This is a genomic window from Roseivirga sp. BDSF3-8 (genome assembly GCF_041449215.1).
Classification (GTDB): Bacteria; Bacteroidota; Bacteroidia; order Cytophagales; family Cyclobacteriaceae; genus JBGNFV01.
This window is the reverse complement of the sequence record NZ_JBGNFV010000001.1, coordinates 1,796,605-1,815,672: the sequence shown is the minus strand read 5'-3', so window position 1 is coordinate 1,815,672 and position 19,068 is coordinate 1,796,605. Positions and strand designations below refer to the sequence as shown.

Here is a 19,068-nt window from a genome sequence, read left to right as displayed (position 1 = left end):
CATGACGATACCTTCTATAGATATACTGCATAAAGTAGTGGCTGTAGCCAAAGAAGCCGGTTCTTTTATCAGGAAAGAAAGTGAAAGCTTTGACCGGGATGCCGTAGAGCATAAAGGCTTTAATGACCTGGTAAGCTATGTGGACAAAACGGCCGAAAAGATTATAGTAGAAGGGCTGAAAGGTGTGCTTCCCGGAGCGGGATTTATTGCAGAAGAAGGTACTGGTGAGCAAAACCCTGAAGGACCTAACTGGATCATTGACCCCCTGGATGGCACGACAAACTTTGTGCATGGTATCCCGGCCTTTGCGGTAAGCATTGCCCTCTATGATGCTGGTGAACTCACCCTTGGTGTTGTTTATGAAGTAATAGGAGACGAATGTTTTTCTGCTCTGAAAGGGTCAGGTGCCTGGCTTAATGATAAGCCCATCAGGGTTTCTCAGGCAGCCCGCCTTGAGTCCGGCCTTATTGCCACGGGGTTTCCTTATGCAAAATTTGATCATATGCCCCAGTACCTGGATGTACTTACCGAATTTATGCGAAGTACTCACGGGGTTCGGCGAATAGGTAGTGCTGCCATAGACCTGGCCTATACGGCTTGTGGGCGCTTCGAAGGTTTCTTTGAGTATGGACTGAAGCCATGGGATGTAGCAGCCGGAATACTGCTGGTAAAGGAGGCAGGTGGAGAGCTCTCCGATTTCACAGGGGGAGATCAATATCTGTTTGGAGGTCAGATCGTAGCCGCAAATGCCCTGCATAATGACATTCTGTCTGTGATCAGGAAACAGTGGCCCGAAGATGAAACCAGAATGAAAAGCTAACCGTTCATCACGTATATGATCCAGGAAATAGGCGTATTTATTCTCTTCGGCGTAGCACTTTTCTACTTATTGCGTACGTTTTTTGCCAGTGTACCCTCTGGTGATAATGACAGCCCTTGCGGTACCGCTTGCAAGGGATGTGGGGCTGTGGACTTTAAGTCCCTTGAAAAGAAGATGGAGAAGGACCGGAAACTTCAAAAGGCAACAGCCGAGGCCTGAGGCGCTTCAGGCCCATACTTTGGTGCCCTCTGTACAGTTTTTACAGATATCAATTTCGCTTCTGGAGGTGAGCAGGGCCTTTCGGAATGCATCATAAGATCCGGATTGCCATATCTCTTTAAACGTAGAGTTCTCTTCCACACTGCCGAATACGTGAGTAGCGTCTTTATCAAAGCAACAGGGAACTACGCGGCCATCCCAGGTAACCACTGAACTGTGCCACATTTTCCAGCATTGGTTAAGCATTTTATTTTTTAACTCCCACCTACCATCATTCTTCCGCTTATACCGGCTGTATTTATCGATGGTGGGAATGAGGGGTGACCCATTTTCATAGTCATAGATCTGGGCCGTTTTAAAGCGTATTTCATCAACGCCCGCCTCTGATGCCAGCCTTTTCACCTCTTCCGTTTCGTGCTCATTAGGTTTAACCACCAAAAACTGAAAGATTATATGTGGGGTGTTGCTTTTGAGCTTCCTTTTCCATTCCACCAGCCTTTTCGTCCCCTCCAGTACTTTTTCCAGAGATCCTCCGATCCGGTAAGACTCGTAGGTCTCCTGGGTGGCGCCGTCTATGCTTATGATTAAGCGATCCAGCCCTGATTCGATTGTACTACGGCACCGGGCATCAGTAAGATAGTGGGCATTAGTGCTGGTAGCAGTGTATATGCCTTTGCGGCTGGCATAATTCACAAGTTCGGAAAACTGTGGATGAAGGTAGGGCTCACCTTGAAAATAGAGCAACAGGTAAAGCAGGTCCGGAGATAGCTCGTCTATTACCTTCCGGAAAAGATCGACAGTCAGCATACCGGTAGGGCGGCTGAATTTTCGCAGACCGCTGGGGCACTCAGGGCAGCGCAAGTTACAATGCGTCGTCGGTTCTACAGACAGGGCAACAGGCATACCACTCAATATGGGCTTGCCGGATAGCCTTGACCGGTAGTAGCTGCCCAGCACCTTTGCGGCATTAAGCACGCGTCGGACAGTAAGCTTGCCCCCCAGATTAACCATGTCATGAAATCTTCCTTTCACTCCTGAAAGATATGGTGTGAGATACGTATCGCCAAGCGGGAACCAGCAAAATGGCCATTTAGTTGGGAAGTAGTATATTACCAGGAGTTTTACCCTTACATTTCAGATATGAAAACCCCTGAAGACTTTGCTATACCTACCGAGCTGACGAGGATGCTGGATATCAAATATCCCGTTATCATGGCTCCGATGTTTCTGGTATCTAATGCCGCTATGGTGAAGGCTGCTGGTAGTGCGGGCATTACAGGGGCCATGCCTGCACTGAATTACCGTAGTATTTCTCAGTTAAAAGAGGCCTTACGAGACATGAAGGAGAACGGTGACGGCCCTGTGGGCATTAACCTCATCGTAAATAAGTCTAACTATAAAATGCGGGAGCAGCTTCATGCCTGTATAGACGAGGGGGTAGACTATTTTATCACCTCTCTGGGAAGCCCCGCTGAAGTCATAGAAGAAAGTAAAAGAGAGGGAGTCAAAGTGTTTTGTGATGTGACAGACACTGCCTATGCCACCCGGGTGGAAGACCTGGGGGCTGATGCCCTCATCGCTGTAAATAACGAAGCCGGTGGGCATGCAGGCAAGCTATCGCCGGAGGAACTGATCCCTGCTTTGAGAGAAGTATGTAGCATCCCTGTTATTTCCGCCGGAGGCGTGGGCACAGGAGCCGGGCTGGACAGAATGCTTAAGCTTGGGGCATGTGGCATAAGCATGGGAAGCCCTTTTATCGCTACTGTAGAAAGCCGGGTGAGTGATGATTATAAGCAGGCAGTAGTAGACTATGGGGCCGGTGACATTGTTATGACCACTAAGTTAAGTGGTACACCATGCACAGTGATTAATACACCCTATGTACAGGAGATCGGTACCAGCCAAAACCTCCTCGAAAGGATACTTAACAGCAATAAGAGACTGAAGAAGTGGGCAAAAATGCTGACTTTTTATAAAGGGATGAAACTGCTCCAAAACGCCGCATTTAGTGCTACGTATAAGTCCGTATGGTGTGCCGGTCCTTCTATTGCTCACGTGAACAGTATAGAACCAGTGGCAGCAGTAGTTGACAGAATTGTAAATGAATACTATCAAATACGAACCGCCAGTGTTATAGACACCAAATAACTGTACAGCTTCAGCTATAGCGCATGAAACTTATACGTCTCATTATAAAGCTTTTTCTCATTGCCGGAATTCTCTTCCTGTTATATCTGGGGTGGGAGTATGTGAAAGTTACCCTGGGTAATAACCGTAGTGAGGACCCTACTACGGTTGAGACAGGTACCATACTCAGGAGAATGGAGACAATGGGTAAACTAGAACTGGTAAAATTTACCATGCAGGAGGTGGTTGAGGTCAAAAAAAGGAATGATTCCTATCTTGGCATATTCCCGGTTCCGGATAGTAAGATTCTCGTAGTTACTAGTGGAGAGGCGGCTGGCTGTGTAGACCTTACCCGCATTATAGCTTCGGATATTTACCAGGAAGGCGACACCATGATCATACAGTTACCTGAGCCTGAGCTTTGCTATTTTAAAGTTAACCTTCAGAACTCAAAGGTATACTCGCTGGATAAAGCCCTATGGATGGAAAATCCCTCCGGTAATTTGGTGCAGAGAGCCTACCGTGAAGCAGAACGGCAGGTCAAAATATCTGCCATAAAAGGCGGAATACTCGAACAAACAAAAACCGGAGCCGAACAGGTACTGGTGCCATTACTGGAACAAATGACAGGTAAGCATGTGATACTCCGCTTTCCTGAACAAGTGGCGCCCACCTACCTGGAGCCACCTGTGAGAAACTGACCTATGGCAGGTGATTATCCATAGCCTCACGGATAAGCTCGTTCTCAAACCCCCGTTGAAGCAAAAAGCGGGTTACCTTCTGCTTTTTTTGTAATGCCGGTTGGCCCTTCAGAGTGGCGGCTTTTTTTATTAATAGCTCATTGAGGAGCTCTTCATAGGCTTCATCCGGTGTGGCATTATACAGTGAGGTCTCCAATACGGTCGGCTCTACCTTATGGGCCCGCAGGTGCTGACGAATCTTAATACGGCCCCATTTCTGTAATCTGAATTTATCGTGCACAAAGGCAGAGGCAAACCGTTCCTCATTCAGAAAGCCCTCATCACGAAGTTTTTCCACGACCTCTTCAGCTACCTCCTGTGAGACACCTTCCTTTTTAATTTTATCAAAAACCTCCCGGGGCGATCGCTCACGATAAGCACAATATGATGCCATACGGTCGCAAAGCTGGGCGATTATTTTGTTATGGTTTTCTTCTGCTTTACTCATGCGGTTGGTCATATGAGTGGTTTGCGTAAATTAGCGCTCTTAAAATTGATGGTTACTTGAAGAATAAGAAAGCGCTAGCCCTACTTTTTACTGCCAACGGCATCTCCGGCTTTGCGCAGGGAGTATCATTACTTAGTATTCCCTGGTATTTTGCTCAGCAGGACCTTTCTAATAAGTTTAATCTGGCCTATGCTATTATCACCTTCCTCACCATGTTCTGGGGCCTGGTGGCCGGCACTATCGTAGATCGCTTCCCGCGAAAAAGGGTTTTTTTAGGCACTAATTTGACGGAAGGCCTTATTGTCGGGGTCATTGCCCTGTATGGCTGGTACCTCGGTGATCTTCCGGAGATTTTCATTCTTATCGTATTCGCCATAACGCTTTTTGGCTTTTATATTCACTATCCTAATCTCTATGCCTTTGCCCAAGAGATCAGCCCCCCTGAGCAATATACCCGTATTACTTCATGGATTGAGATTGTCGGGCAGTCCACTAATGTCGTGGCCGGTGCACTGGCGGCCGTTCTGTTGGAGGGGGTAAACCTGCATACGGAAGTGGCCCTGCCAGGTATCACCATACCCGTGAACATCGTAATTGAAAAGTGGACTATCTACGAGGTGTTTACTATGGATGCCTGTACATATGGCCTTTCCCTTATCCTGATAGCAGCCATGAAGTATGTGCCCTATGATGAGCGCGAGGTAGAGCTGGGGTCATTTGTAAAACGGCTCAGGAGCGGTTTCAGCTACCTGATGGCGAATAAGCTTATCCTGCTTTTCGGGTTTTTCAGCTACAGCGTTTTTGTAGTAATGCTGGTTAAGCTCAATGCCATGATGCCCATTTACATAGACAAACACCTGAATGAGGGAGGAGATGTATATGGCATAATGGAAATGCTCTATGCAGTAGGTGCCTTAAGTGCCGGTATTTTCATTTCGTCACTGGTAAGGGGTATGAAAGTAACCAAAGCTATTATTATGCTGATGCTGCTCGCCACCACAGCGCTGTGGTTGAGTGCATTCACTCAGAGCACGAAGATATTTTTTACCGTGGGCCTTATGATAGGCTTTGCTAATGCCGGAGCCAGGGTACTTCGGCTAACGTACATATTCAACCATGTGCCCAACTACATTGTGGGCCGGGTAAACAGCCTCTTTAGCCTTACCAATGTATTGATGAGAACCATCTTTATCTCAATATTCTCTTTTACCTGGTTCTCAGAAGGGAGCAATATCACATGGGCCTACTTTATCATGGGCTGCTTCACCCTGTTTTCAGGCCTAATGCTGGCACTGAATTATAAAAAGCTGGTGACAAAGGACTGAGATCAAAGAATAAAAAAAGCGGCCTCATAGCCGCTTCATTTTACTTCGTTTTTTCTGCCGGGGCATCACTTTTTATATAACCCTTTCTTTTTAAGATTGTCTCTGTGAATTTCCGCTCATTGTCCGTATTAAATATGCGGAAAGGCAGATAGATCATTTGCGCCTTACTGATGATAAGTAGAAAGTGATCCCCCCCTTTTCGTGCTTTCTTGATATTGTCCCAGGTGATAGGCATCCCCTGGCGGGGGTTTATCTTCATAAGCACCTGACGACTGTCTATCTCGTAGCTCATTCTTTCAAACAGTATTTTAGACTGTTCCATCTGAGTTACCCCTGCAAACTGTATAAGCCAGAACAGGAAGTAAAGGATCAGGCCAATAACCGCACCGGTTATCCACCAGTGGCTGGGTACAAAAAAGTATCCGCTGCAAATAGCCAGGAATATTAACCCTACCCACCACTGCTCCCGCAGAATATTGGCCATAGCGGCTTTTATATAGGTACCAGGCTCGAGTTTATATTTTTTCGTTTTAACGATCATCGTAAAATCTGATATTTAAAATGCTTTAAGGCTCATGTCCAGTACGCCCGCCGAATGAGTTAGGGCGCCAACAGAAATAAAGTTCACACCTGATTCGGCTGCAGCGCGAATGTTTTGCTCCGTAATCCCGCCCGAAGCTTCAGTCAGGCAGCAGCCATCAATAATCTTAACAGCTTCAGCCATAGTTTCAGGTGTCATATTGTCCAGGAGAATAGTATCTACCTGGTTCGTTGAAATTGCTTCACGTACTTCATCCAGATTGCGCGTTTCCACTTCGATTTTCAGGTCCAGGTCATTCTCTTCCAGATACTCGCTGGTAGCGGCCACCGTCTTCCTTATGCCTCCACCAAAATCAATATGATTATCCTTTAACATGACCATATCATACAGACCGAACCGATGGTTTGTTCCGCCACCAATAGCCACAGCCCATTTTTCCGCTATCCGGAAGTTAGGCGTGGTCTTGCGGGTGTCCAGCAGGCGTGCACCGGTACCGTCAATGAGTTTTTTGAGGCCGCGGGTATAGGTAGCGATACCACTCATGCGCTGCATGCAATTGAGGGCCAGTCGCTCAGCGGTGAGAATACTGCGCGCGGGGCCGCTAATGATAAATGCAATGTCACCTTTGTTGACATTTTCACCGTCTTTTTTGTGCACCTCCATGCTCAGGGTACGGTCCACGTATCTGAAAATAGCGCGGGCCATTTCCACTCCGGCAAGTACACCGTCCTGCTTTATGATCAGGCGCGCTTGGCTGGCTGCACCGGCAGGTACGGATGCCAGAGATGAGTGGTCTCCTGCTCCTGACCCTGTTCCAAGGTCTTCTTCAAGTGCCTTTTTAATGAAGGCATTGAGGGTGTCGTCTTTTAAGTAGGGCAATTTCACGGTGCAAAAATAAAAAAGGCACTGAATATTTCAGTGCCTTTATACTATTTAGCGTTCAGAACAGCTACATCAGTCCTGTTCATCTATAAAATCGATCTTAAAAATCCTTAATTTACCTTCGAACTCCTTTATCCTTAACAAGATACTGTAGGTGCCGTTGTCATAGGTGTATTCTCCGATGGCATAAAGCTGGCCATCTTTGGAGCTACCCTGATGTTTATAAATGAAATTTCGGGGAGGATTTTCTTTAAAAAAGTCCTTCAGGACATATTCTGCCTGCGTACGGCTGTAGCTTGACATTTCTCCGTAGAAATAAAGCTCTACTACGTCATTCAGGTACAGGCTAAGCTCTTTGGAAGAGCCTGACTTTATGGCCGCCCGGATATCATTCATCACCTCGCTCTGTGCCTGTAACTGCATGGGGAATGCCCAGGCAGCGAATATGAGCATCAGAATGGTTCTTTTCATTACCTTTATGGTCATTGCACCTATGGTTGCTTATTACACGAAAGGATTCGCTAAAACTATGCCAATTCCTTTTAACTCTCAATTTTTAGAAGGAAAATTGTACTCAAAATACTACATCGGGTAATTACTTACAATTTTTTGCCACACCAAACACGCTCTCACAATGAATAAAAAGGTCATACTTATCATAATGGATGGATGGGGAATAAGCGGTAATGATGAAGTATCTGCTATTTCGAAAGCCAATACGCCATTCGTTGATAGCCTCTATCACGATTATCCGCATTCTCGCCTCGAAGCATCCGGCAAGGCCGTGGGCCTCCCGGCAGGGCAAATGGGAAACTCTGAGGTGGGTCATATGAATATAGGGGCCGGCCGCATCGTTTACCAGGAGCTGGAGCGTATACATAAGTCCATTTCAGAGGGAGATATGGCACGTAATGAGATCCTGACCAAAGCGCTGGATCATGCAAAAGATAAAGGAAAGAAAGTACACTTTATCGGATTAGTATCTGACGGAGGTGTGCATTCCCATATTGATCATCTGAAAGGACTCCTGAGTATAGCCGCGGATAAAGGGCTTGAGGACAACGTATATGTGCATGCTTTTACAGATGGCCGTGATACTGACCCTAAAGGGGGGACTGGCTACCTCCAGGACCTGACCTCCCATATGAAAAATAGTACCGGCAAGCTGGCTACCGTAATAGGAAGATACTATGCCATGGACCGTGATAAGCGATGGGAGCGTGTAAAGCTGGCCTATGATGCTATGGTAAAAGGCCAGGGAGATGTGAAAGCCACCGATGCTGTAGCCGCCCTCAAAGAAAAGTACGCAGCAGACGAGACAGACGAGTTTATCAAGCCTATCGTCATGACAAATGAAGATGGCAGCCCGGTAGCTAAGATAGAAGAAGGTGATGTAGTGATCTGCTTTAATTTCCGTACCGATAGGGGGAGACAGATAACCATGGCGCTCACCCAGCAAGACTTTCCTGAGCAGGACATGAAAAAGCTGGACCTCTATTATGTGACCATGACCCGCTACGACCAATCGTTTAAAGGCGTGGAAGTCATCCTGGAAAAATCTAAGGCTGAAAACACATTGGGCGAAGTACTTGCCAGGCATGGTAAAAAACAGATCCGGATAGCCGAAACAGAAAAGTATCCGCATGTGACCTTCTTCTTTAATGGCGGTCGCGAAGAGGAGTTTGAAGGCGAGGAAAGAATACTCTGCCCGTCCCCCAAAGTAGCTACCTATGACATGAAGCCTGAGATGTCTGCGTACGAAATTCGTGATGCCATAGTCAGCAAGCTCAGGGAAGGTGAAGTAGATTTTGTTTGCCTTAATTTTGCCAACCCCGATATGGTAGGTCACACCGGTGTGTTTGAGGCAGCCGTTAAAGCCTGCGAAACCGTAGACCAGTGTACAAAAGCAGTGGTAGAAGCTGCTATGGATAACGGCTATACCAGCATAATCTTCGCTGACCATGGCAATGCAGACTACATGATCAATGATGACGGAAGCCCTAACACAGCCCATACCACTAACCTTGTGCCCTGCTTTATCGTAGACAGTGAGCTGAAAGATATTAATATGAAGGACGGCAAACTCGGAGATATCGGGCCCACCGTTCTGAAGCTGATGGGTATAGAGGCGCCTGCAGATATGACAGGCGAAATATTATTTGAGTAAAAGCAATGAAGAAGTTAGCCCTCGTTTTTTTAGGAGTAGTGTTCTTTACAGTTCTAACCAGCGGATGCAGTGCCGAAAGCAGCCGGGACAAGGAATCAGGTAAAACCTATGCTGATATAGAAGGGCTGATCATGAGCCAGGTGCAGCAGTTTACCGAAGAAGGAGCTACCCTTGAAAAAACGGCCATGGTAGATGGTAGTGAGGAAAGCCAGGTATACCAGCCCGACTCTATGGGGTGGGTGCGTGAGCTTGGCTTTTTCAGGCAGGTGGATATGAATAAGCCTGCTTACCGGCTGGCATATGACAGTGTGGTAAATACCGCTAATGGTCGCAGAGAGGTCACTTATAATGCCCGGTATCCGGAAGAAGTTCCTGTGCAAAAACTCCGGGTAGTTTTTGCGGGCAGTGAGGTACGAAAGCTGGAAGCCGAGTTTCTGGAACGTAATGAACTGTACAGTACCTTCAGGAGAATGGAGGCCGAGTTTGACCAGGCAGAAGTAAAAGGCCTGCCCGGCCGCCTAAACCGGTATTACCTGGAAGGGGGGCACAAGATCATTTTCCGCGACTCCATCACCTATCAGATTGAAGGGCGAATTCGTTAGAGTTTCAGGAGTGCCTCGAAAAAGCTCAGGTTTTCTTTTTTATCCTTTACCACCAGCAGGGGGAGTGTCCGCGTATATCCGGCAAGCTTATCAGCCACACTACCTAATAGCAGAGAGGCAAGTGCTGTACGGCCTTTGCTCCCTACGATCATCAGGTCGGCATTAAGCTCCTTGCTGGCATCATAAAGCTTATCAGCAGGCGACTTATCATCGTCCAGCTTTATCAGTACATTTACTTTATCCTGGTAATCCGGCAGGTACTTTTTCAGAAACTTGTCAGCATCCTTTCGGGCGTTCTCTACCATGATCTTTCCGAATTCCTCGTACGATTTTCCCGTTTTATGATAACCCGGAGGCACATGGGTCACATGCACCAGGTGCAGTTTTGCACTGCTGGATTTAGCCAGATCATAGGCCTCCTCCAGAGCAATAGCAGAGTGCTTACTATAGTCACTGCTTACAGTGATATCCTCCAGCTTGGCTTCAAAGTTTTCCGGCACAAACAAAATACTGCAGGGAGCAATGCGTGAGAGCCTGCTGCCCAGAGCGCCGGTTCCCTTCATTTCCTGCTTGCGGCCTACTATCACCAGGTCTATGTTTTTTACCTTGATCCATTTCAGGATGTTTTCACCCGGATTACCCTCCTGCGCCTCCACCTCAATAGTACAATCGTAGTCAAAGTAGCGATCCAGCATGTCTTTGATACTATGTTCCAGAGTCTCATCTACCGGAGCTATTACATCACGGTACTCCGCACCAATGTCATCAGGTAGCTCCAGCGAAGGGGAAACATGCAGGAAGTAGATTGCATCTGCATTGATATTCTTTGCGAGAAAGGCGGTATAGCGGACGAGGGTATCGTCCATGGCAGTCAAATCAAGGGCGACAAGCAGACGTTTGTAGGCGTACATAAGTAAAAAAATTAGATCATGTGCAACTAAACATTAACCAATGTAAATTCAAAACGGCACTGGAAAATCGATATTGAATTAAGAGCCGGTACTAAAAAAGGCTATTCGCATTGCGAATAGCCTACTAATTAATTTATCGTAAAGAGGCCCGCTCTAAAAGAAATAGCCTACTGAAAGTCCTGCATTATTCAGGTCAAAGCCGAAGTCGAATTCTTCCTCTACTAATTCTTCACTGTCAAATTTCTGTACATCCACCATGTAATTGATGACAGCCATTTTGGCTTCCAGGGTAAACCGATCGCCCAGTACGAATACCAGACCCATACCAGCATTGAATCCCCAGCGATTTCTATCATACGTGGTAGTAGATTCCTGGTTGTTAGCCAAACCCTGTGTATCAGTAGTGGATCCGAATAGAAGAGGAACCGATACTTCTGGTGAGAAATAAACCTTTTCGCCCACCGGAGTGAAGAACTTTATCTTAGGAGCTATTCCGTAAAGATTAGTGGTTTTGATCTGGTATGGGGAGTTAGCCATAACTTCCTGCTGATATTTTTCATGAACCAAACCCGCAGCAAGTCCAATAGAAAAATAATCCCCGGTCATGAAGTTAATCTCCGGCATTACGGTGACCTGATGTGTCCTGTACGTCTCAAATCTGTCCGTGTTATACATCACGGTACCCGAAACGTACTTATATCCCTGACTTATCTGGCTAAAGCCTGCTTGTGAGAGCAATAATAGACTGAAGAGAAGTAGAAGTTTTTTCATCAAAATGATCTGTTTTAAATAAAAGACACCCCTGCACAACTGGTCATCGCTCAGTCGAAAAAGGTTCATTCAGAATGCAACAATAATATTATTAGACGAGGGGCTGGTTGAGGATTACAGGAATGGTAGAAATAGTTTATTCCTGGTAAAAACGGCACAAATATACAACTCTTTTATTTTACTTCCGTAAAAATTGGCTTCCGGGTAACATTATCACTTATTTTGCACCCTGTAAACCAAACCACCTGTAATTGCTGTTAACTCAGGTATGGGAAAACGACGAGGGCAGACTCTGCCAGAGGCTGAAAAAAAGCCCCTTAATAAGGAAGGATTTAAGAAACTAGCCGGAATATTCCGTTACATGATGCCCTATAAATGGGCTTTTCTGGCTGGAATGGTTTTTCTGTTCGTGTCCAGTGTATCAGTATTGGGCTTTCCTTATCTCTCCGGTGAACTTGTAGATGTTACTGAAGAGGACATTGGCCGGTTAAACACTGTCGGTGGATATTTCATCGGTGTATTAGTTATACAAGCTATAGCATCCTACTTTAGGGTGTACCTTTTTAGTTATGTGAGCGAGAACTCCATGGCTAACCTTCGCTCAGACCTTTATCAGCGTTTAATGACCCTGCCCCTCTCTTTTTATGACGAGCGGCGGGCAGGCGAGATCATCAGCCGCATCACCTCAGATGTCTCTGCCCTCCAAATGACCTTCAGTACTACCCTGGCAGAGTTTTTCCGGCAGATTATTACCCTGATCGGAGGCATTATCCTATTACTTCTGATCTCTACCAAGCTTACCCTATTCATGCTGGCCACCTTCCCGGTCATGATTATTATTACACTGGTTTTCGGAAGATTCATTCGTAAGCTGGCTAAAAAAACCCAGGACACCCTGGCAGACTCTAATGTGATCGTAGAGGAAACACTACAGAGTATACAGGTCATAAAATCATTTACTACAGAACTATTTGAAATAAACCGTTACCGCAACAAGCAGAATGAAGTAGTAATGGTGGCTATGAAAAATGCCAAGTACAGGGCAGGTTTCATCAGCTTTATTGTATTCGCTCTGTTTGGTGGCATTGTAGGAGTTATGTACTACGGTGGGCGCATGGTCCAGCTTAACGAAATATCCATTGGCGAGCTCGTAAAGTTTGTCCTTATTACCCTGTTTGTTGGCGGATCCATGGCAGGCCTCGGAGATATCATGGGGCAGATTCAACGCGCCATAGGCTCCTCAGAAAAAGTTCTTGAGATTATTCATCTGACTCCCGAATTCAAAGCATCCCTGGCAGATAAGCCCTCTTTGAAACTGCAGGGTGGCATTAATTTCAGGAATGTTCACTTTACCTATCCCACCCGCCCCGATGTAACAGTATTATCAGGTATAGACCTGCGCATAGCCCCCGGTGAAAAGGTGGCCCTGGTCGGGCATAGCGGCGCCGGTAAGTCTACCATCATTCAGCTTCTCCAGCATTTTTATAATCTGAATGAAGGTGAGATCATCGTTGATGGACGTAACATCACCGAATACCCCGTGTGGGAATACAGGCAGCACTTTGGCCTCGTGCCCCAGGAAGTTATCCTGTTTGGGGGTACCATCAGAGAAAATATCGGATATGGTAAGCCCGATGCCAGTGAGGATGAAATCCGTGCGGCGGCGGCAAAAGCAAATGCCCTTAGCTTCATAGAGTCATTTCCTGAGGGGCTGGATACAGTAGTGGGAGACAGAGGCATTAAGCTGTCCGGTGGGCAACGTCAGCGCGTAGCAATAGCCCGGGCTATACTTAAAGACCCTACCATCCTTATCCTTGATGAAGCCACCAGTTCCCTCGATGCAGAAAGTGAGGCACAGGTTCAGGAAGCCCTGGATGAGCTCATGAAAGGCCGCACCACCATAGTGATTGCCCACAGGCTGGCCACTATTCGTAAAGTAGACAGAATCTATGTCCTCGATCAGGGGCGTATTATAGAAAGCGGCACCCACGAAGAATTGCTGGGAAGTGGTGAAGGAACTTACAGTAACCTCGTTAAGCTTCAGCTTCAGGAAGAATGACCCCTGGCCCTAAGCCACTCCTCGATCTCAACGTAATTTTCAAAAATCTTATCCGCAGGCAGGCCGCTCAGGTCTTCCAGTTCCTGCCCGCTAAATGTGCCCGCCAGCCCTATCACCATCGCATCCGCATGCCTTGCCGCCAGTATGCCGTTAGGTGAATCCTCTATGGCAAGGCAGTCTTTTAAATCAACCCCCAGTTCTTTAGCCGCCTCCTGAAAGAGTGAAGGGTCCGGCTTGCCCTTGCCTGAGGAAGCAAAGAGCACCGGCGCCTGAAACTGCCTGGTGAAAGAAATTTTTTCATCCATTTTGGTAAAGAGCTCCCGGTCCATAGAGGTAGCAATAGCCAGTTTGAAATTATTTTCGGCATAAGCATAAAAAGACTCAAAGCCCTCTTCATACGCCAGTCCTTTATCAATCAGATCCGCCAGAAAGTCGCGGATGCGTTTAGCTATGTACGTTTCATCATCTTTAATGTACTCCGGGTATCGTTTCTTTAGTTCAGCCGCACATTCCTCCAGCGTTCGACCGGCCATTTCAGGCTTAAGTCTGACACGATTGTAATCGACTCCATATTCGCTTAATAGTAAGCGTAGGCACCTGTCCCAGGAGTTTTCTGACGTGATGATGCTTCCCTCAAGCCCGAAGATAATCGCATCTATATGACCGGTCTGTTCTTCCATACAAAGATATAGTTAACTGGCAATCCAGGTTTTAAAGTGAGGTACCCGTTCCCGGCTCACGATTAGTTCATAGTCACATGGTGTGTCGAGTATGACCTTCAGGCGACTATTTACATAACTCTTGGCCTCAACTATGTTCTCTGCACAGACAAAAAACTGCCTGTTTATTCTGAAAAATTTTTCCGGATTTAACAAGCTTGTTTCGAGCTCCTCCATTGTATGATCAATAAGGTACTTTCTTCCATCCGGCTTAGTATATATATAAACCGACCGCCCTTCAGCCCTAATATAGGCTACCTCATCAACGTTCCTGACCTTGAAGTTGCTGCCGTTTCGTATGACAAACCGTTTACGATACTTCCCAAACAATCCGCTCCGTAAGGTTTCCACCATACCCTCAGAAAACCTCGCGGGCTGGTGGTATATATCCTGATATTTTTTAATAGCTAATTCCAACTCCTTAGGATCAATCGGCTTTAACAGGTAGTCAACACTGTTAACTTTGAAGGCGTCCAGGGCATAAGTATCATAGGCCGTAGTAAATATGACCGGCGATGGTACGCTGGCCTTTCTGAAGATATCCAGGCTCAGCCCGTCAGACAGTTGTATGTCCATAAATGACAGATCAGGAGTAATACCGGATTCATTGTAGAACGATACGGCATCTTCTACAGAATCTAATTTTGCCACTACTTCGACATCTTCCCGGGTAGCATTGATCATTTGCTCCAGGTGATCCGAGGCCAGTGGTTCATCTTCTATAATGACAACTTTCATTGGTCTTTGGAAATAAGCGGAAGTTTAACCTTAAAGGTATCAGGGCCCGACTGTACAGATACCTCTCTTTGACTTATAAACTTATAGCGCTGTTTTATGTTGCTCAGGCCTAGGTTCGTCGACTCCGGTGGTGTTTCTTTCAAATTCAGCGTGTTTTCCACCACAAGCCATGCGGGTAAGGCATCATTACCTTCCAGGTATATCGATATAGTCATCGGGTGTTTAGAAGAGACCACATTATGTTTTATTGCATTTTCAATAAGCATCTGAAGAGACACCGGTGCTATATACACCTCCGCAATGTGACCCGCCACCTCGTTATTTATCCTCAGGTTTTCGCCGAACCGGATACGAAGAAGATACAGATAGGCATCTATAAATTCCAGCTCCTGGCTAAGCGACACCTTCTCACCCTCCTGATGATATAGCAGGTACCGGTATACTTTAGATAACTGCCTCAGAAAGGTAGCAGCAGTATCCGGGTCAGCATATACCAATGAAGAGAGAACATTGAAGCTGTTAAATAAAAAGTGGGGGTTTATCTGATTTCGGAGTGATTCAAACTGAGCCTCTGCCGTAGCTTTATGCGCCTGCTCAGCCTGCAACTGACTTATCTTATACTGTTTCATATAGTACACAATCCCATGAATACAGTTAAGAAAAAGATTTATCCGAAAGGCAAAGCTAAAGGCTAGCTTAGCCTCCGTTAATACACTCGGCAATGCCTCACCGGTAAGCACTATAAAAAAGCTGAGCGTGAGGATAGTAATAAGTGTTACAGAAATAAGGGATAGTAGAAAAAATATGATAAGCGGGTTCGCCTTTCCTCTGAAAGGCACCTTATTATTTCTAAGGCGCCACTCTATATACCTGTTTCCTTCCCAAACCGTGAGTACTATACCTGAAATAATAAAAAATAGGATTACCTGATCCAGCATGCGGTTATCCAATAGCTGATCTCCTTCCGTAAACAAGATGTTAAAGTAGGAGTAAACAGCCAGTGCAAGAACCAGTAAGTATCTGTATTTTATATAAAACATGTCAGATAGTAATCAGGCTGTGGTAAATCCATTTGGGTATAAAAAATAGCCCGCACGCATGCACGGGCTATTTAATATGAATTTTAATAGATCACTAATTTGATCTCTTAATTCTCATCATCTTCTTCTCCGCCATTATCTACCAGGTCAAAAGGTAGCAGCACATTATCTATCGCATGGATCACACCATTAGTAGCCTTTACATCGGCAATAATAATGTTCGCATCCATATTATCATCTTCCCTGTCTACAATCGTCAGATTATCGGTTACCTGGATAGAGATACTAGAGTATAGGGTTGCCGGAGCATTATTGTTAAGCAAATCTACACTAAAGAAAGGTACTATAATCACATGGTATTGCAGTACATCCGTTAATACCTCCACAGGTATATCCTCCAGTTGTGAAAGATTAGTAATATTCAGAAGCTTCATAAACGCCTCATCCGTAGGAGCAAATACAGTCAGGTTGGCTTCAGGGTTAGATACCGCGCCCAGGAAGTCAAAACCACCCTCATTAGTAGCACGGGTGAGCGCAGCAAGCAATACATTAAACTCACCATCCTCATCCGTTCCTTCAGCTTCACCACTGGCATACATCTGAACGATTTCTGCTATGGTCATAGTAGGCGGCATCAGTACTCCTTCAGGAAGCACATGAACCGTTCCCTGGTCTGTCATAATATTAGCCGGATCCAGTTTCGTATCACCATTTATGTAGAACATACCGTTCAGCCTGCTGAAGTACAGCTCATAATTATCACCTAATAATGTATGTGCCGACACCTGGTTTACAGGAGCCTCATAGTCCGCATCCAGCATAGCTACAAGGTCACCCGCAGGAACATTAACAGGCAGTACATGGTACTTTAATACCCTTGCCAGAGTTTCCCCGTCAAGATCATCTACATTAATACCTGCATTCTCAAATGCCTGGTTAGTTGGCGCAAATAACGTAACACCATCAGCCGCCAGCAGAGCGCCAAGCAAATCTGCTTTTACTACCGCTGCTACCAGCGTCGTAAAATCTTTACTGAAGTAAGCAGGCTCAACTACAGTACCTAATATACTCTGTACAGAAGGAGGCACCAGTACACCGCCAATCTGATGGATTACACCATTGTTCGCTTCAATATCAGCTTCCTCCACCATCACAGCAAAGTCACCTGGGTTAAGCGTTACCATGCCGCCGTCTATCATAACAGTAATATCCTCACCCAGCATAGTTGTAGCTGCAGTACCATCCATCAGTTCACCAGACATCACACTTTCACCCAGGATATGATACATCAGAATATCTTCCACCACACCCGTAGGAATGTCGCCCAGCTCTACATCCAATAGCATAAGCAGGTTAGCAAATGCCTCATTGTCCGGAGCAAAAAGAGTAAGGTCTGCAGACGGATCAGATGCTGCATTCAGCAGAGCGTCATAATTGCCACTTGTCAGTATAGCTTCCAGAGTAGACAGATTGTCTCTGTTTACCACCTCTTCGGCAATAGAACCCATAGACATATCCTCCTCATGATCCATTACAGCATTTACCACATGGATAATACCATTACTCGCCTCAATATCTGCTGCCAGTATACGAACGTTACCATTAAGTAAAAATGAATCTCCCTGGCGTGCAACAGTTATATCACTTCCGCCAAGTGTAGTCAGTGTACCATTCTCCAGATCACCTGCGCGGAGCTGACCTGCCACTACATGGTTAAGTAATACATTTTTGAGTACGTTTTCAGGGATATCATTTAGTGATCTTCCGTTAAGGAATGTGTTAAACGCCTCATTGTCCGGTGCAAATACTGTGTAGCTTTCAGTACCGCGCAGTAGTCCCGATACCTCTTCTATATCAGCAGAAGCAGCCTCAAATGAAGATAGCTCCGGGTTCTCAGCAATAACTTCCGACAGGTCATTATCCTGAGTTAATGGTGAGTCATTATCATCATTACAAGAAGCCAAAAAAAATAGTCCTGCCAGGAGGGCCAGCCCGTAGCCCCGGGTGCAGACATGTGTTAAAGAGTCGATGACTTTGTTCATTGCATTAGTTTAATTTTAAGGTTGACATTAGATACTGCATCAACCTTACGTGTACCCATTTGTATGTCAGTAACTTAAAAAACACCAGGCCCAACGGCATGAACGGTAGTCCTATCGCTATGAGTTGTAGTGTATACGTTTTATTTTGGAATGAGAGAGTGCAGAAGTAGTAAAAGAGGGATAAGTATTAATCTTAGTACCCCAAAAAACATAACCTTTTAAAAAAATAAGGGCTGAAATAATAACAATTCCTATCCGTGTTAGCTTTTTCATATGAATATTATTTCAAGAAATATATGCTTAAGAGCTATTCTTGTCGAGAATTATTATGAGTTCGTAGAAAATATATATTATATTAACGGCCTGATAGTGTTAAGTAATTTTATTTTGGAAATATTTACATTCATACTTTAATATTTTTTCGCCGATGACTAACGAAGATTTACTTAGCCAATTGTATGAGAAGCGGGCTGAGCTTATGAAGCAGCTCGAAGCTCTCGAAAATGCAATTGTTGGCTTTGGTGGCGACCCGGCCACCGGCAAGGAAAAGAAGCCTCGCAGAGGCCGTACACCTGGTAGCACAAGTACTGCCAGTAGCGGAACCTCCACAGGAGGTAAGGTAGGCCGTCCTTCTAAAGCTAACAAACCTATAAAAGTACCTTCAGAATACAGTGAATCACTGACCTGGAAGGGCAAAATCATTTATGTGCTCGATGAAAAGGGCGCTATGATTACTAACGATATTGCCGCAGAGATTGTAGATAAGGAGCCTAAACTGGACCTTGAAAAAACAACCGCTGCCATTCGTATCGCCGCTTCTGATCTTAAGAAAAGAAATCAGATCGGTTACCAGCAGGTAGGTAATAAATACAAATACTTCCTGTTTGATAAATAATCAAACCTCACCCGGAGACATC

20 protein-coding genes are annotated in these 19,068 nt (G+C 45.6%); 9 read left to right on the top strand and 11 right to left on the bottom strand.

What is annotated here, in order from left to right:
* Position 1: 1 nt before the first annotated feature.
* Together AB9P05_RS07320 and AB9P05_RS07315 are read left to right on the top strand one after the other, a co-directional pair.
* Complete coding sequence (locus AB9P05_RS07320) at positions 2-820, top strand: inositol monophosphatase family protein (RefSeq protein ID WP_371908165.1); 819 nt, start codon at positions 2-4, stop codon at positions 818-820.
* 15 nt (positions 821-835) lie between these two features.
* Positions 836-1,039: a hypothetical protein gene (locus AB9P05_RS07315; RefSeq protein WP_371908164.1), complete on the top strand. Its 204-nt coding sequence runs from the start codon at positions 836-838 to the stop codon at positions 1,037-1,039.
* Positions 1,040-1,045: 6 nt separating this feature from the next.
* On the opposite strand, the gene AB9P05_RS07310 is transcribed toward AB9P05_RS07315, so the two are convergent.
* Positions 1,046-2,071 (bottom strand): radical SAM/SPASM domain-containing protein, encoded by a 1,026-nt coding sequence (locus tag AB9P05_RS07310; RefSeq protein WP_371908163.1) that lies wholly within the window; start codon positions 2,069-2,071, stop codon positions 1,046-1,048.
* Between the two features lie 108 nt (positions 2,072-2,179).
* Between AB9P05_RS07310 and AB9P05_RS07305 the strand changes: the two genes are divergently transcribed.
* Entirely contained in the window at positions 2,180-3,187 is a 1,008-nt protein-coding gene (locus AB9P05_RS07305; protein ID WP_371908162.1) for an NAD(P)H-dependent flavin oxidoreductase, read from the top strand.
* A 23-nt stretch (positions 3,188-3,210) separates the two neighbouring features.
* Positions 3,211-3,867: a DUF4230 domain-containing protein gene (locus AB9P05_RS07300; RefSeq protein WP_371908161.1), complete on the top strand. Its 657-nt coding sequence runs from the start codon at positions 3,211-3,213 to the stop codon at positions 3,865-3,867.
* A gap of 1 nt (position 3,868) precedes the next feature.
* On the opposite strand, the gene AB9P05_RS07295 is transcribed toward AB9P05_RS07300, so the two are convergent.
* Positions 3,869-4,354, bottom strand: coding sequence for a regulatory protein RecX (locus tag AB9P05_RS07295; RefSeq protein WP_371908160.1), 486 nt, complete (start codon positions 4,352-4,354; stop codon positions 3,869-3,871).
* Positions 4,355-4,410: 56 nt separating this feature from the next.
* On the opposite strand from AB9P05_RS07295, the gene AB9P05_RS07290 reads away from it, so the two are divergent.
* Positions 4,411-5,679: an MFS transporter gene (locus AB9P05_RS07290; protein ID WP_371908159.1), complete on the top strand. Its 1,269-nt coding sequence runs from the start codon at positions 4,411-4,413 to the stop codon at positions 5,677-5,679.
* A gap of 40 nt (positions 5,680-5,719) precedes the next feature.
* Here AB9P05_RS07290 and AB9P05_RS07285 read toward each other — a convergent pair whose 3' ends face one another.
* The 3 genes from AB9P05_RS07285 to AB9P05_RS07275 form a co-directional block, all read right to left on the bottom strand.
* Positions 5,720-6,220 (bottom strand): YcxB family protein, encoded by a 501-nt coding sequence (locus AB9P05_RS07285; RefSeq protein WP_371908158.1) that lies wholly within the window; start codon positions 6,218-6,220, stop codon positions 5,720-5,722.
* Between the two features lie 15 nt (positions 6,221-6,235).
* Positions 6,236-7,105 (bottom strand): carboxylating nicotinate-nucleotide diphosphorylase, encoded by an 870-nt coding sequence (gene nadC, locus AB9P05_RS07280; RefSeq protein WP_371908157.1) that lies wholly within the window; start codon positions 7,103-7,105, stop codon positions 6,236-6,238.
* 69 nt (positions 7,106-7,174) lie between these two features.
* The gene (locus AB9P05_RS07275; RefSeq protein WP_371908156.1) at positions 7,175-7,573 is read right to left on the bottom strand and encodes a DUF4783 domain-containing protein; all 399 of its coding nucleotides are present in this window, start codon (positions 7,571-7,573) and stop codon (positions 7,175-7,177) included.
* 163 nt (positions 7,574-7,736) lie between these two features.
* On the opposite strand from AB9P05_RS07275, the gene gpmI reads away from it, so the two are divergent.
* Positions 7,737-9,269: a 2,3-bisphosphoglycerate-independent phosphoglycerate mutase gene (gene gpmI / locus AB9P05_RS07270; protein ID WP_371908155.1), complete on the top strand. Its 1,533-nt coding sequence runs from the start codon at positions 7,737-7,739 to the stop codon at positions 9,267-9,269.
* 5 nt (positions 9,270-9,274) lie between these two features.
* Complete coding sequence (locus AB9P05_RS07265; protein WP_371908154.1) at positions 9,275-9,871, top strand: hypothetical protein; 597 nt, start codon at positions 9,275-9,277, stop codon at positions 9,869-9,871.
* Here the strand turns inward: AB9P05_RS07265 and AB9P05_RS07260 are convergent.
* Positions 9,868-10,782, bottom strand: a complete 915-nt coding sequence (locus tag AB9P05_RS07260; RefSeq protein ID WP_371908153.1) for a universal stress protein — start codon at positions 10,780-10,782, stop codon at positions 9,868-9,870. The two genes, AB9P05_RS07265 and AB9P05_RS07260, sit on opposite strands and share 4 nt — an antisense overlap.
* Before the next feature lie 153 nt (positions 10,783-10,935).
* On the bottom strand, positions 10,936-11,553 hold the full coding sequence (locus AB9P05_RS07255) for an outer membrane beta-barrel protein (protein WP_371908152.1): 618 nt from the start codon (positions 11,551-11,553) through the stop codon (positions 10,936-10,938).
* Positions 11,554-11,821: 268 nt separating this feature from the next.
* Between AB9P05_RS07255 and AB9P05_RS07250 the strand changes: the two genes are divergently transcribed.
* The gene (locus AB9P05_RS07250) at positions 11,822-13,612 is read left to right on the top strand and encodes an ABC transporter ATP-binding protein (protein ID WP_371908151.1); all 1,791 of its coding nucleotides are present in this window, start codon (positions 11,822-11,824) and stop codon (positions 13,610-13,612) included.
* Here the strand turns inward: AB9P05_RS07250 and AB9P05_RS07245 are convergent.
* The 4 genes from AB9P05_RS07245 to AB9P05_RS07230 all read right to left on the bottom strand — a co-directional run bounded on the left by AB9P05_RS07245 (position 13,600) and on the right by AB9P05_RS07230 (position 18,151).
* Positions 13,600-14,292: an HAD family hydrolase gene (locus AB9P05_RS07245; protein WP_371908150.1), complete on the bottom strand. Its 693-nt coding sequence runs from the start codon at positions 14,290-14,292 to the stop codon at positions 13,600-13,602. The genes AB9P05_RS07250 and AB9P05_RS07245 overlap by 13 nt on opposite strands.
* Positions 14,293-14,304: 12 nt before the next feature.
* On the bottom strand, positions 14,305-15,069 hold the full coding sequence (locus AB9P05_RS07240) for a LytR/AlgR family response regulator transcription factor (protein WP_371908149.1): 765 nt from the start codon (positions 15,067-15,069) through the stop codon (positions 14,305-14,307).
* A complete protein-coding gene (locus AB9P05_RS07235; protein ID WP_371908148.1) occupies positions 15,066-16,109 on the bottom strand; it encodes a sensor histidine kinase in 1,044 nt (347 codons plus the stop codon). Before AB9P05_RS07235 ends, AB9P05_RS07240 begins: the two co-directional genes overlap by 4 nt.
* Before the next feature lie 107 nt (positions 16,110-16,216).
* Complete coding sequence (locus AB9P05_RS07230; RefSeq protein ID WP_371908147.1) at positions 16,217-18,151, bottom strand: fasciclin domain-containing protein; 1,935 nt, start codon at positions 18,149-18,151, stop codon at positions 16,217-16,219.
* Positions 18,152-18,578: 427 nt separating this feature from the next.
* Between AB9P05_RS07230 and AB9P05_RS07225 the strand changes: the two genes are divergently transcribed.
* Complete coding sequence (locus tag AB9P05_RS07225) at positions 18,579-19,046, top strand: hypothetical protein (protein ID WP_371908146.1); 468 nt, start codon at positions 18,579-18,581, stop codon at positions 19,044-19,046.
* The last annotated feature ends 22 nt before the right edge of the window (positions 19,047-19,068 follow it).

What these genes read in the sequence shown, in the direction of transcription:
- AB9P05_RS07275 (WP_371908156.1), bottom strand. Translation starts at nt 7,573, where the DNA reads ATGAAAAGAACCATTCTGATGCTCATATTCGCTGCCTGGGCATTCCCC.
- AB9P05_RS07230 (WP_371908147.1), bottom strand. Translation starts at nt 18,151, where the DNA reads ATGAACAAAGTCATCGACTCTTTAACACATGTCTGCACCCGGGGCTAC.
- gpmI (WP_371908155.1), top strand. Translation starts at nt 7,737, where the DNA reads ATGAATAAAAAGGTCATACTTATCATAATGGATGGATGGGGAATAAGC.
- AB9P05_RS07295 (WP_371908160.1), bottom strand. Translation starts at nt 4,354, where the DNA reads ATGAGTAAAGCAGAAGAAAACCATAACAAAATAATCGCCCAGCTTTGC.
- AB9P05_RS07285 (WP_371908158.1), bottom strand. Translation starts at nt 6,220, where the DNA reads ATGATCGTTAAAACGAAAAAATATAAACTCGAGCCTGGTACCTATATA.
- AB9P05_RS07260 (WP_371908153.1), bottom strand. Translation starts at nt 10,782, where the DNA reads ATGTACGCCTACAAACGTCTGCTTGTCGCCCTTGATTTGACTGCCATG.
- AB9P05_RS07235 (WP_371908148.1), bottom strand. Translation starts at nt 16,109, where the DNA reads ATGTTTTATATAAAATACAGATACTTACTGGTTCTTGCACTGGCTGTT.
- AB9P05_RS07320 (WP_371908165.1), top strand. Translation starts at nt 2, where the DNA reads ATGACGATACCTTCTATAGATATACTGCATAAAGTAGTGGCTGTAGCC.
- AB9P05_RS07240 (WP_371908149.1), bottom strand. Translation starts at nt 15,069, where the DNA reads ATGAAAGTTGTCATTATAGAAGATGAACCACTGGCCTCGGATCACCTG.
- AB9P05_RS07265 (WP_371908154.1), top strand. Translation starts at nt 9,275, where the DNA reads ATGAAGAAGTTAGCCCTCGTTTTTTTAGGAGTAGTGTTCTTTACAGTT.
- AB9P05_RS07245 (WP_371908150.1), bottom strand. Translation starts at nt 14,292, where the DNA reads ATGGAAGAACAGACCGGTCATATAGATGCGATTATCTTCGGGCTTGAG.
- AB9P05_RS07250 (WP_371908151.1), top strand. Translation starts at nt 11,822, where the DNA reads ATGGGAAAACGACGAGGGCAGACTCTGCCAGAGGCTGAAAAAAAGCCC.
- AB9P05_RS07305 (WP_371908162.1), top strand. Translation starts at nt 2,180, where the DNA reads ATGAAAACCCCTGAAGACTTTGCTATACCTACCGAGCTGACGAGGATG.
- AB9P05_RS07255 (WP_371908152.1), bottom strand. Translation starts at nt 11,553, where the DNA reads ATGAAAAAACTTCTACTTCTCTTCAGTCTATTATTGCTCTCACAAGCA.
- AB9P05_RS07315 (WP_371908164.1), top strand. Translation starts at nt 836, where the DNA reads ATGATCCAGGAAATAGGCGTATTTATTCTCTTCGGCGTAGCACTTTTC.
- AB9P05_RS07300 (WP_371908161.1), top strand. Translation starts at nt 3,211, where the DNA reads ATGAAACTTATACGTCTCATTATAAAGCTTTTTCTCATTGCCGGAATT.
- AB9P05_RS07225 (WP_371908146.1), top strand. Translation starts at nt 18,579, where the DNA reads ATGACTAACGAAGATTTACTTAGCCAATTGTATGAGAAGCGGGCTGAG.